Genomic DNA, 12,897 nt, shown 5'->3' with positions numbered 1-12,897 from the left:
CTGGCATCTAGGCTACGTTCACGCCTTTCCGATATCATCGTGGCCGACAACATATTAGCGTTGCCCGTCGGTTCGCCGGAGGTATGCTTTGAGGAAGGGGAAGAGTGTATTACAATTACCCTTTTGGGCGATAAAAAAATGGGATTTGTTTGTGGGAATACGGTTCAGCCCAAAAATCAAGACAATACGATTGACTGGTCCCAGGTGAGCCGGATACGGTTAGTGTTCATAGGTGATGTGAAATGATGGTAATGCAGGACTTCCAGCCTGACTGGGTATCTCCACCCGGTGATACGATTATAGATCTGATGGATGAACACGGGATTTCTGATGAGGAACTGAGTAAGAAAATAGGCTTGTCTCTTGAGCGGGGTCAGCAACTTCTTGAAGGTAAACTTCGACTTAATCCGTCCCTGGCCGACAAACTCGAAGAACTGTTCAGCGTATCGACGGACTTCTGGATCAGGCGCGAAGATGCTTATCGACAGCAAATAGAGCATATTCAGAAAGTGAACAGTGACTGGCTGGATTCATTACCCGTACGCGATATGATGGAGTTTGGCTGGATCCCGAGAACCACAACGCGGGAAAGTAAACTCCAGCACTGTCTGTCGTTCTTCGGTATACACTCCGTAAGTGAGTTTTTTCACAAAATACATTCTGATGCTCCACTGGTCGCCTTTCGTAAATCACTGAATCTGACAACTGAGCCTGTCGCAGATCTGGTATGGCTGACCCGAGCAAAACAACTGAGTGCAAAGCAGGTCTGCGCAGAATGGAATAAACAGGCGCTGAAGGCGCTTTTGCCGGAACTTCGCAGAGCAACAAACGAACCTGATATGGGCATTTTTATCCCCCATATTCGCCGGCTACTTGCGACTGCCGGGGTATCACTGATCGTGCTGCCAACGCCCAGGGGATGTCGGGCCAGTGGTGCCACCTGCTTTTTCACTCCAGACCGCGCCACGCTAGTCATGAGTTTCCGTTATCTCACCGATGACCATTTCTGGTTTACGCTGTTTCATGAGATCGGGCATCTCATTCTGCATGAGGCAGTGCGGGTCCGTGCGGAAGGTAAAGAAGGTCTGACGACAGAAGAGGAAAAAGAAGCAGATACGTTTGCGGTAGACGTCCTCATTCCGGAAGAATACAGGCAGCAACTCAGGCGATATGGAGTTCGCCACTGGCGGGATATCGTCCGCACTGCCCGGAAAATGGGCGTATCAAAAGGGATTGTGCTCGGGTACTTACAGCATGAGGGCAACATTCCTTTTTCTCACCTTAACCGACTTAAGGTGAGATTCAGTAAAGAAGATATAGTATAAGCTCAGCCGCCAAAATAGACGTAGCGATCAGGTGACTTCTGCCAGTTACACAGCGCGTCTTCAATGACCTGCATCCTCAGATAAGGTGCAGGAATAATTTCGGCAAGCTCTGCTAGTTTATCATTCAGAGCCTCAATCCTGTCACCTGCGCTCCGGCTGTTACTGAACAGCAGTCGGCTTCCCTGAAGAGGTCCGGTAGCTCCCTTCAAAAAAGCATGCCCCGGTTCTGCCTCGATGAGCCCGGTTTTTTTTAGCATAGTCAGGTAATCAAATCGGGCTGTTCGTCCGAATGAAACTACCGCATTCAGACCTGAATACAGCAATTCGAAAAGAGTAGCAGGTGTAGCCGCGAGACTCCTTGCTTCTGCAAACCGGGCCTCGTGGCTGTATGTTGTTCCAATGAATCCGAGATAAGAACGAAAAACGACAGGTATAGAACGACGTGAATGATATTTTTTTGTTTCATATTTGCGGTGGTTACCATACTGTCTGAGACTGCTATGTTGAGTAAGCTCATCAGATACGCTGGCAAACCACTGTTCAAAGGCATCAAAGTCATCCGTTATGGCCTCCCATGTCCACGTCTGTGTACCCAGTCCACTGTAAATATCGCGGCACAAAACCCAGCCAGTTTTATTACTCCGGCCAAAATTAGTGGCCAGGAAAACCAGCCAGCAGGCTTCGTCATAGTTGTTGTCACGCAGATGAAGACACGCAGCACGAAGAGGATCAAATAAATCTGAGTTCGGCTCTTTTCTTAGCGGACTCATATAATCGGTCTGTGATGTCAGAGTTGCCATATAGCGGATGCGGCGAATACTGTCGATAATCTGAAAGGCTAATACATTATAGTGAGCCGGCGAACTCAGTCCGTTCAGGGGGTGCTTATAGCGACTGAAGTTTTGAAGAGCGGCGACCAACTGGCTGGCCTGACTGTGTCTGTTCATTCAATTTTCCCGTCAAAAAGAAATAGGTATTCCTGATTATTCAGTGCAGTAAGCTCCTGGCGTGCCAGTTCATCGTGTGCAGACGTATGTGAACGCAACAAAAAATGGATCTTTATCACGCGCAGCAGATCCTTCCAGTAGTCACTCAGGGGCATAGTATCGATATCAAACTCCTTGTTTTCCCGCAGAGCCTTTTCTGCTTCAAGGATGACTGTAATGTCCTTTAAGGATTGAATTTCAGGCATATCACCCATCACCGGCAAGGTACTCATAAAGCCTTCTTGCTGTAGCGCTTTTACTTGTTCAAGATGTTCTTTATAGATATGGAGGCTTGAGACAAAGTGATGATAATGCCCTAGTTTGCACCCAGTGAGGCGGGCAACCAGTTCCTGCAACATTGTGAAGGCGAACACATCATGTGGTAAGCCCATAAAGGCATCGTTAGAGCGCATACAGACAAAAAGATGCAGTGCGTCTTGTCTGACAATAAATTGCAACGATATTGTGCACGGAATATCGGCATATTCTTTCTGTTCTGGATTATCCGCAACCAGATCTGAGGCATCAAACAGTTGTATCAGTGCGCGTCGAGTAGTTCTTTTCTCCTGCAGCAGACTGATGACATTTTCCAGCTGATTATACAGCCCGTGCATATTAAATAATCTTGGACCATATCCCCCGTGTATTCTGCCATCGGATTCAGCGTATTTTACGTAGCGAGGTATGAAGTGCCGGATGAAATCGAGATCGTTCCGGGCTGAGAGGTACCACAGCAATTCCCCCAGACAGCTGATAATTTTACCGCGGGATTCTGTCCTGCTTATTCTGCGGCGAGGATCGGTGAGAATCAGGTGTGCTCCCAGAATCTCAATATTTGCTCCTTTAGTGGGAGTATTCCAGAGTCCGTCAGTCAGGATAGCCTTATGGGCATCGTTTAACAGATCGTCAACACATTCAGCTGTCACCAGAAGAGTCATATACTGCCTGTTATATTATGAATGTAACAAATCATTACCACCTGGATAATAAAGAGTCAATATGACATTGGTAGAAACAGGGTTATAGATGCTATTGTTAGTATCCCGCATAATTGTGCCTTTCACTCCCGGCAATCCGCCAAAGAAGAGATCGCTATATACAAAGCCTGTTTTGCTAGTGTTTTCGGGGCCGGCATGAAGTATAAGAAGAACCTGACCATCTAAGGCAATCCGCAAGCTATTCAGCCGCATTGTTGTTCTCGATCCGTTCGCAAGGAAACCGGTAGGCTGGGCAGTGTCATTCTCACCGGACAGTAAGCTGACCATCACACGCTAGAAATGTCATGGGAAACTCGCGATAAACCCGCTGGAGTGATGCTCCACAGTGATCAGGGTAGCCTCTATACAAGCTGGCAGTACCAGCAGTTACTATGGCGTTGCTGGCTCAGGCAGAATATGAGCCGACTTAGGAACTGTTGGGATAACAACCCGATGGAACGCTTTATCAGATGTCGGAATAAGGATTGGGTGCCAATGACAGGTTATATAAGCTTTAGCGAAACTGCTAATGCAATCACAGACTATATCGTCGGTGATTACAGCTTGCTAAGGCCGCATGATTATAATGGTGGGTTACACCCAAAGCCGATACTGGAAAATCTCTAATGTGGTGGCCAATTTTAGTTGACCACTAAAGAAGAGCCTAGAGCAATCCGGGCTCCCTCAAATTATCAGTTGGGGTTTACTGACTGGGGGTGGCTTTACGGATTGCTGTCTGGAGTCTGTCAGCAGTAACGGCTTCCGGGAAAACCGTGATGGTGTAGGTAGTCGCCCCGCTAACGGGCATGACGATGATCCCCGGCGTTCCGGTGAGTCCCAGGGCCTCTGCCAGGTTACTGTTTTTCTCAATGGACGCGGTATGGTCGCCAGGACCTGGGGCGGCCAGTCCCGCCTTTGACGCTGCCCCGTGAATATCCTGCGCCGTCAGTTTGCCTTCATTATGGCCGGTGGCGTAGATGGCATTGTGATAGGTGACATAGGCCTGCGGCCCTTTCTGTTGCCAGACCGTCAGCCCCTGCTGTGCAGCCTGAAGTGAAGCTTCCCAGCGACCACCAAATATTGGCCACTCCTTAAAGAGGTAGCGGACGTCCGGCTGCGCTTTCATGACCTTCTCCAGCTCCGGCGCGAAGCGGCTGCAGAACACGCACTGGTAATCAAAGAATTCAATCACCGCGACCTTTGCATTATCAGGCCCGTAAGCCGGGGTGTCCGGATCATGCAGAAGGTTCGCCTGATTCTCCATCACGCTGAGTGCAAACATCTTCTGCTTACGTGTCTCCTGCTGTTCCTGCAGCTTACGACTGACCGTCACCAGTATCTCCGGGTGCGACACCAGGTAGTCAGCAGCGATTTCGCCGATACGTGCCTCCTGCTCCTGGCTGAATGCCGGCTGCGGGGCTGAAGCGTGTGCCATTGAAATAAAGCCAATGTATGTTGTAACTATTATTGCTGCTAATTTGTTTGCTTTCATAGCCTGATTCTCATTGTTAAAAGGGGGATTAACGTTCTTTCTGAATGGTTCGGGTGAGGGTCTGTTCTTCACGCTCCAGCGTGCGGCCGCGTTCAGTATTTTCTGCCACCCTGAGCATGTCGCGCTCCGCGTTTGCCAGATCTGCAATCACACGTGATGCCCGCGACAGTTCACCGGATGCCTTGTCAGCACTTTCCAGCTCGCTTCTGACGCCTGCAGCGATTTTCATTTCCTGTCCATCGGTGTTTTCCTGACCTCTCACCCTGGCGATCACATCCGCATCCGGGTTGAGTGGTTCCGGTTTACGCGGGTTAATGTCTTCCGGTTTCAGTCTGATCACCTCTTCATGTGGAACTTCCGCCAGCAACGACTCCGGCTGCCTGCGCCGTCCGGCTTCTTCATTGCGAACCTGGTCTGCCAGCATTTGCTCGCGCAGCTGCTGTACGTTCTGTTCGTCCGACAGCGTGGAGACAATACCCGGGGAAACATCCTGTTTTGTCCCACCGCTTACCTTAAGCAGCCATGCTGAGGGCGGTTCATCACCGGTCTGCCAGACCACGCCGTCCTTTGGATGATTTCGTACTGCATCGAGTGCGGCCGTCAGTTCGCTGGCCACTATCGTGTTTCCGGACTGACTCCGCTGCAGCACGGCGCCACAGGCACGCTCTGTCATGACCATCCGGGTCTCACCCTGCGTCATCCGTCCTTCCGGGCTTGCAACCAGGGAAACCAGGGCCAGGCCCGCACTTCGGCCGTTATTGTCATACACCGGCAGCGCCAGCGCCGGTTCGGGAAAGCGCCGGGTGGCCGGGATGATTTTTGCCGTCAGTGACGCGTCTTGCATACCCTGATGGCGCACCCAGGCGCGACCAATGGCCGTTTTATTCACCGGCTGTCCCATTGCCCAGATGGCTTTCGCCTGTTTACGCTGCGTTTCTGGCGCCAGCGCATCGTGCGCGGTTTTGATATCACGCTCCGGCGTTTTTACCGCCTTAACCCAGTCCGCTTTCCCGTCGGTGTATATCTGGACGTGCTCTTTCACGCGTGAGGCTGAAATGTAGAAGGCACGACGGGAAGCCAGTGCCTTACGTCCCTCCTTCGTACCCTCAAGCGCAATGACATAATCGCTACTGGCCCCCTGAGCACCGTACCCGGTGACAGCCCAGCCGTAGTCAATATGCTGCTGCGCCCTGACGGCCTGAGGATTGATGGTGACGCGACCGTTCTCCCCCTTCAGACGGATATTTCCCTCCTCGCTGACCGACTCCACCGTATAGCGCTGGTTGGCCATCTGCCCCTGTTCGCGATCGGTCGCCGTGAACTTAAGCAGATCGCCGGTGCGAACTTCCATCTCGCTGCGGCGAAACAGCTGCACGTCACCGGTGATCAGCTCCTTCGGTGAAACCAAGCCAATCTTCCCCTCCTCATCTCGTACTGCCACCGTTCTGCCGTTAAGGTCAACGGCCACCACATCCTGGTAGCGGTCACCGCGTTTAACCACCATTCCCGGCTCCCAGGCCTCTGTTTTATTGAACGCATGGCGGGTATGGGTGATTTTATCGAGCACAGGCACCTTAATGGCCTCCTCCCCCAGTTCTCCCCGCTCAGCCAGCGTGGCATGAATGCCGGCATTTATCGCCTTACGGTCGGCGTTCAGCTGCGCAATGATGAGCGTGCGGGACCGTGCCTCTGGTGTCCGGCCCGTCCAGTCAGCAACGATATCGATAACTGGCATCTCCGTTTCCTGAATGGCACTCCCGGGGAGCCTGGCTGAATCGCTACGCGCCACACGGTCAGCCGGCTGGGTTTCTATCCGCTGCAGGGCAGCATCGATCCGGTTATCAATGATGTCGTGAACGGCACCGCGCAGCTGCAGATCTTTCTGGCGGACGATTTGCTTCATGATGGCCACATCCATCGGGCTGCGCTCCTGCATCAGCTTAAACGGCGCGCCCACGTCGACCGCTTCAAACTGGTCGATATCCCCCATCGAGACCGCGCGACCGCCGCCGCTGGCAATGGCCTGGAACAGTGCCGCCGTATCCTGGTTGCCTGCCATTGAGGACTCATCGATAAGAAACACCTGTCCTTTATAGTCAGGTTTCCCGCCTGCGGCCGTCACCTGGTCATGCTCAACGACAAAAGATTTGATGGTCTGCGCCCGGACACCGACGTCGCTCATTTCTTTCACCGCCTGGTGCGTAGGAGCAAGCCCCGTCATCACCGGACGAACATCCGCCGGCAGGGTCTCCAGTGCAGATATCACCGCCTTCAGCTGCGTGGTTTTCCCCACGCCGGCATAGCCCTGAATCCCGATAAACTGATCTGTGGTACCCAGCACCAAGGTGGTCGCCTTTTTCTGGCCATCGGTGAGTCCGTTCAACACTGCCTCCGGTACCTGTTCCAGCAACGGCTGCTGTGTACCTTTTCCTTCCTCCACCACGCGCAGAATGGCTTTCTCCATCTCCCAGGTGGACCGGGACACCAGTACCGGCTCTCCCCCTGCGGATACGGACAACAGCTCGCCATTTTTAATCATCGCGCCAATTTCATTCCCGATGGCCTCGAGGTCGGGATGATATTTCTGCGCTTCCGCCGCCAGCTTAAGCTCGTTGATCACCACGGTGCGCTGGTCGTTAATGGCACGCCACACGGCCAGGCCCGCGTCCGTCCGGACGCGGTCATGCAGTGAATCAACCGCCTGACTGACGTCCTGGTGACCGCTCAGGTTTCTGACCAGCTGCACAGGAGAGGCATTGGTCTTCATGCGCTGCAGCCGGGCTTCAGCCCGGTCCTGCACTTCGGCGGTGAACACTTCCGCCCGGTGGCCACTCTGTGCCAGCGAGTTCATGGTCTGGGTCGATATGTCGCGGCTGTTGAGCGCGGCCAGTACCACGCCGGTGTCATTATCCCGTCCGCCCGGCGCGGTCACGTAAGCATGTGACAGATAGAGCGGCTGGTCTTTTGGCAGCGTCAGGGTGTCTTCCCCCCGTTTAACCTCAATCCCCTTTTCACTTATCCCGGTCACCTCAAGACGATCTTTGGCCTTCATGCTGTGCTCGCGGTCGCCCGCCACGGAAAGCAGTTTTTCGCCGGTGGCCACGCTGAGGGTTTCACGGCTGAAGAGACGCCAGTCAGCGCTGATATCACCGATTTTCATCCGGGTCAGCACGCCATCCCCGTCGATGAGCGAGAGGACTCGCGTGTCCTCATGCACCCGGTCAATTACATAGGACTTACGCTCTTTTGCGTCCGTGCGATCTTCAAGCACCATGCCGGGACGGTACGAACCTGACATGCGACGGGTTTTGCTGTCGAGCCACACAGGCTGCCGGGCCTCTATCTCCACGCCATCGCGGCCCAGCTGCCCTGCGTTCTGCAGCGCCTCACGTACCAGGCCCGTCAGCTGTGCCTGTTCACGTTTGCCGACCACTACGGCGGTGACGTTATCAGTTCCTCCGCTCAGCTCTGCAAACCGGTTGGCCAGCGCCTCGTAACGGTCGCGTTTGTTCGGAATACTGACCACTTCGGCTTCCAGCCCGGGTGCCGGCTCAGTGCGGCGGGAGCGGGCAACCCCCGCGGACTCCAGTACGGACATGGCATTACCGTTCGCCTGACGGCCGGCACTGTCGAGAAAGACCAGCTGTGCGTCCTGCGCGCGCGCTTCGCCCAGCAGTACCAGCGTCTCCTTTAGCCCCAGACGCTCTGCCCCTTCGATAATCAGCGTGCTCTGGGGTTTAAGATGGAAATCACCGCTCAGAACATGCTGCCGGCTGATAATCCGTTCACGCAAATCGTCGGATTTCGCCAGCGAAATGGCGCGCTCGGCAGAGCTGGCCAACACCTGCACGTCTCGACCATTCGCGCCGGCAATACCGGCCAGCTGCGCGGTCAGGTCACGGATGCCCGCCACGCCTGACGGGGCATTCATCAGTACAAGGGCGTCCTTCTCCACAACTTCAAGAGCCGCCGGCGCGTACTGCGCCGGGCGGGTGAAACTGACGACTTTTGTGGATTTGAGATGCTCCTGACTCAGCGCCTGGATCGAGAGTTCATCCAGCAGGTGAATACGGGAGGTGAAAACCCCTTTCTCACTGTCCAGCGGCACAATCATGCCGTCCTTCAGCGCTGCATCGATGGCCACACGAATATCCTTAATCTCCGGCAGCCGTTCACTCAGCTCAGCGGTGGTCATCATCAGCTCGCCAAAGGTGAAGCGCGTTTTACTGTCGATGAGCTGCGAGATGGCCAGCCGGACAGCCTCAGTCAGTTCCGGGCGGGGTATTTCAGTGTCCAGCTGCGCGGCAGGAAAGCTCCTGGTCGCCGACGTCTTTTCGGGACCGGTCTGTGCCGGCTGACTCAGCGTGTCAGTCTGTTGTGGTACTGGCTGACGGGAGAGGCTCTCCCGTTCTGCGGGTTGAGCAGGTGTATCGACGCTCTTTTCTGCCCTGGACGACGTCTGCAAAGAAGCCTGTTCAGGCACGGCGGGAACCGCTTTAGCCTGGTGATCTCGTTCCGGCTGAGGCGCGGTCTCACGAAGACCTGCATCACGCGGCACCACGCTTTCCTGATACGCCTTCAGGTCAAATCCTTTCTCCTTCATCTGTCCCAGCCAGCGTTCCATCAGGCGCATCCTCGAAGGGTCGACTTTCGCCCTGCGGGTGTCTTTGGCAGCCACATCCCGGCTGCGCAGCGTGGCTTCAGCCCCCACGGCCCCCTGAATTTCCCGGCCCCGTGAGGAATACTCGTCCCTGACTTCTTCCGGAACGCCCTTGATTTCCCACATGCCATGCTTGCCTACTTCTTCCACTTCATGACCGAGCGCTTCAACCCGCTCGCGCAGCGCACTGCGATAGATTTTGCCGAGCGTGACCTGGTGCTTCATGACGGTTTCGATAAAGCCGGCGTTATGGATATAGTCCGTGGCCAGGGCTTTCCATTTGCCCGCATACTCCGTCATGTTGGCAATCAGGAGATGGGTGTGCAGCTGAGGGTCAAGATTGCGCGAGGTATCATGCGTATAGGCGGCCGCCACCATCTTGCCGGTGTGTACGATGGACGTAACGCCGTCTTTCGTGTCGCGGGCCGAGATGAGCTTCTCCACATAGCCAGCCGCCACGCGGACGGCATGGTTATGTGCTTCCACCATTTCTTTATCGTTGCCGATGAGTGCCAGAATGGACACGCTTTTGGGGGCGGAAAAAGTCAGGTCATGGCCGGGGCGGTGGACGTGCTGTCCGTTAACCTCCTTGCCAAGCCGTGAGCCGTCCGGCAGGCGGCCCTCGAGCACGGCCGTCAGATCATCGCCACGAACATTGCCCTCAAGGCCCAGCTCTTTTGCACCTTCCCCCATCCAGAGGCTCTGCAGGTTGCCCAGAAAATAGTAGTTATCGGAATTGCTGTAGTAGCCTGCAGCCTCACCGGCTGACGCTACTGGGGCGACAGACATCATAGGTCATGCTCTCTCTCGTAATAGTGATGGTCGTTTTCGTCGTAACCCGGGTCGTCCGCGTGGCGGTGAAGTAAAATGTTCTCTTCTTCCTGCGCCAGCTGACGGTGGGTGCTGTGGGCTTCATCCTGGGTCTGCGGTGTCACTGAATTCCCTGCCGTCGTCAGACTCAGGCCGCCGTCAGGCAGTGCCGTCACCTTCATATCCAGGTTCATTGATTCGCCCGCATTCTCGCTGGCCTGATCTTCGCCTCCGCCTGAGGTCGCTCCGGTATTGAGCCGCCGTTTCAGCATCCCCAGCGCGCCGACTGCAGCTGGCTCGGAGGGAGCATCCAGCTGGGTTCTGCTGCGGATTTTTTGCAGTGCTGCAGGTATTTCCGGTTTGAGGGGCGCAGTCTCTTTTTGACGAGTTACTGAAGGAGGAGAAGACCGAAGTGAAACGACGTTGTCTTTTTTGTCTTCGGTGACAGGGTCTATCACCGCGCTGTGATTTTCAGTTACGACTTGCGTAACCACAGGCGCTGTTCGCGATGTGACGGGCTCCCTGGCTGGTACTGGCTTCCGTTCAGGTGCAGCGCTGCGCGAAGGTTTATTTTCTTCCGCCGGAGTACGCGCCACTTTTTCGACGGCCGATGTTGCCGGCGAGCCGGATGCCCCTGCAGACGAAACCGGAGCAGGACCGTCATCTGCAGAGGATGTCTCGCTCCCCTTCTCCAGCACTTCATCACCGGTTGGGAACGTCAGACCTGCAGCTGCAGCTGCGCGCTCGTTCTCCTGAATAACCCTCTCCAGCTCCGGACTGAGCGCATCACGGATATTGCGCTCAATAAGGCCAGCATGACGTTTTTTGAATGGACGATATTTCAGCTTCAGGCGGACGACCGGATACTCACCCGGGAGTCGCACGTAGAAGTTGAGGTTTGGCAGACGCATGATCTGCTCGTAGTCAACAATCGGGTTATTCACCTCGTCCTTGCCAAGGGACACACCGTCACGCACCTGGTCCAGACCGTAGCTGTTCTGCTCACGGATTTTGCGCTTACGCTGGTTGCCCAGCTCCTTTTGCACCACTTCGGCCATCTCGGCGCTCGGCGAACGGCCGTACATACGGGTGTTCATCAGGTCAAAGATGCTTCTGGCAAGCTCGCGGCCGTAAACGTGAACCAGCTGCGCCATGTTCTGCATGCCCAGAACAAAACACCCGCCGAATTTACGCGCTTCCGCCAGCGTTTCAGCCAGTTCCGGGATGCGCTGAAGGCTCGGGGCTTCATCAAGAATGAACCACACGCGGCGCTCGCTGTTTTCACCCATGCTCTGCAGTAACAATGTGGCCAGTGACACCCAGAGTGAAATCAGTGGTCGCACACTCTTGCGGTGTCGGGCCTGAGTGGAAATAAACAGCCAGCTGTTGTCATAACGCTCCTGCGTCATCCACTCCCGAATGGTGAAAGGTGGTTTGGTGCCGTCATCCAGCCCCTGAAGAAACCGCAGCGCTTTGGCGTAGTTGGTCACCACCGAGCGAATGGAGATTGCTGTTTTCTCGATCTTCTCCTCAACCAGGTTGGCTGAAGGCGTATTGACAAGATATTCACGTAAACTTTTCATGCTGAGTGACAGCAGGGTTTTGAGAAACTTCTCTATACTCCTGTCCGGGTCAACCGACATACGTATCGCGAGGTCAGCGCAGATGGTCCGTGAACTTGAAACCCAGAATGGATCGGACTCCCCTTCCACCGGAATGAGGCTGGCAGCCAGGTTGTCATAATCGACTGCATCAATACACTCACCCCACATCTGCCAGTTGGCACAGCGTTCGTCGTGGGCATTCAGGATGAAATCGGTGGACGGGTTGTAATGGGTTTCGGTAAAGGTACAGCCAGAGTCGTAGATGATGGCCCGATCACCACGTTTGCGTATGTAGTCTAGGAGCCAGCGGATGATGGTTGATTTACCCACGTTAATGGTGCCATGCATGAGGAAGTTCATTACCTCAGCCCGTTTAACCATGTGTAAATCAGCCACCCGCAGATCGGACAATTCACCGTTTTTACGTAGCAGCTTATTCACTTCAGCAGGTTTGTCGGTCAGCCGCATACCGGAAATGTATTCGTCTTCACTTTCCTTACGACCGATATTGGCGATAAACCATGTCACGGCGATAAACACCACCATACTGAACAACCCACTGGCGCCACCCGCCCATTGCAGCTCAGTCAGGCACTGGTCACCCATAGCCTGCATGTACGGGTCCGCATAGATCTGCGGCATGGTCATTTTGAGCACCATCATCGTCGCCGTTGGCGCATACCAGTAGTGGACGTCGTAAATTTTTGGCGTCCCCGTTGCCGGCATCAGATCGATAAAACTGCTGTTGATACTGGCGAACCACCACAGGGAGCCGTTATCGAGGGCTTCCTGTGGAATTCGCCAGAGAAAAATGGCGGTAGTCAGCACGGCGAACAGGATGAAGATCCAGAATCCTATCCAGTTGTTCACCTGAATGAACATGCGCCAGCGATAGGCGGTCATCTGCCCGCCCTGTGTGAGGTTTTTTCCTGCGAAGCTCATAGAGTGTTGTCCGGCAGTTATCGCATCACCTGCGCGGTGATGTGTGTTATCAGAGAAGAAAAGTTGAAAAGGTTGCTGTAAAACGTGGTATCGCGAGGGTA

Annotated in this window: 6 protein-coding genes and 1 pseudogene; 2 read left to right on the top strand and 5 right to left on the bottom strand. The window is 54.6% G+C overall.

Going from position 1 to position 12,897, the window contains the following annotated elements:
* Positions 1-242 precede the first annotated feature (242 nt).
* Positions 243-1,325: an ImmA/IrrE family metallo-endopeptidase gene (locus D5066_RS18415; protein ID WP_119916833.1), complete on the top strand. Its 1,083-nt coding sequence runs from the start codon at positions 243-245 to the stop codon at positions 1,323-1,325.
* Positions 1,326-1,327: 2 nt separating this feature from the next.
* Here the strand turns inward: D5066_RS18415 and D5066_RS18410 are convergent, their stop codons facing one another.
* Together D5066_RS18410 and D5066_RS18405 are read right to left on the bottom strand one after the other, a co-directional pair.
* The gene (locus D5066_RS18410; protein ID WP_119916832.1) at positions 1,328-2,272 is read right to left on the bottom strand and encodes an alpha-glutamyl/putrescinyl thymine pyrophosphorylase clade 3 protein; all 945 of its coding nucleotides are present in this window, start codon (positions 2,270-2,272) and stop codon (positions 1,328-1,330) included.
* Positions 2,269-3,249: a thymidylate synthase gene (locus tag D5066_RS18405; RefSeq protein WP_119916831.1), complete on the bottom strand. Its 981-nt coding sequence runs from the start codon at positions 3,247-3,249 to the stop codon at positions 2,269-2,271. Before D5066_RS18405 ends, D5066_RS18410 begins: the two co-directional genes overlap by 4 nt.
* 253 nt (positions 3,250-3,502) lie before the next feature.
* Between D5066_RS18405 and D5066_RS18400 the strand changes: the two are divergent.
* A pseudogene (locus tag D5066_RS18400) lies at positions 3,503-3,937 on the top strand (DDE-type integrase/transposase/recombinase); the annotation flags it as partial.
* Positions 3,938-3,991: 54 nt separating this feature from the next.
* Here D5066_RS18400 and D5066_RS18395 read toward each other — a convergent pair.
* The 3 genes from D5066_RS18395 to traD are packed head-to-tail and all read right to left on the bottom strand — an operon-like array spanning position 3,992 to position 12,796.
* Positions 3,992-4,780, bottom strand: coding sequence for a DsbA family protein (locus D5066_RS18395; RefSeq protein ID WP_119916830.1), 789 nt, complete (start codon positions 4,778-4,780; stop codon positions 3,992-3,994).
* Between the two features lie 28 nt (positions 4,781-4,808).
* A complete protein-coding gene (traI, locus tag D5066_RS18390; RefSeq protein WP_119916829.1) occupies positions 4,809-10,232 on the bottom strand; it encodes a conjugative transfer relaxase/helicase TraI in 5,424 nt (1,807 codons plus the stop codon).
* Positions 10,229-12,796, bottom strand: a complete 2,568-nt coding sequence (gene traD / locus D5066_RS18385; protein ID WP_119916828.1) for a type IV conjugative transfer system coupling protein TraD — start codon at positions 12,794-12,796, stop codon at positions 10,229-10,231. The genes traI and traD overlap by 4 nt, the downstream gene beginning before the upstream one ends.
* Between the last annotated feature and the right edge of the window lie 101 nt (positions 12,797-12,897).

It is taken from the genome of Enterobacter chuandaensis (assembly GCF_003594915.1).
GTDB classification, from domain to species: domain Bacteria; phylum Pseudomonadota; class Gammaproteobacteria; order Enterobacterales; family Enterobacteriaceae; genus Enterobacter; species Enterobacter chuandaensis.
Note: the sequence above shows the minus strand (reverse complement) of the source record. Positions and strands in the feature narration are given on the sequence as shown.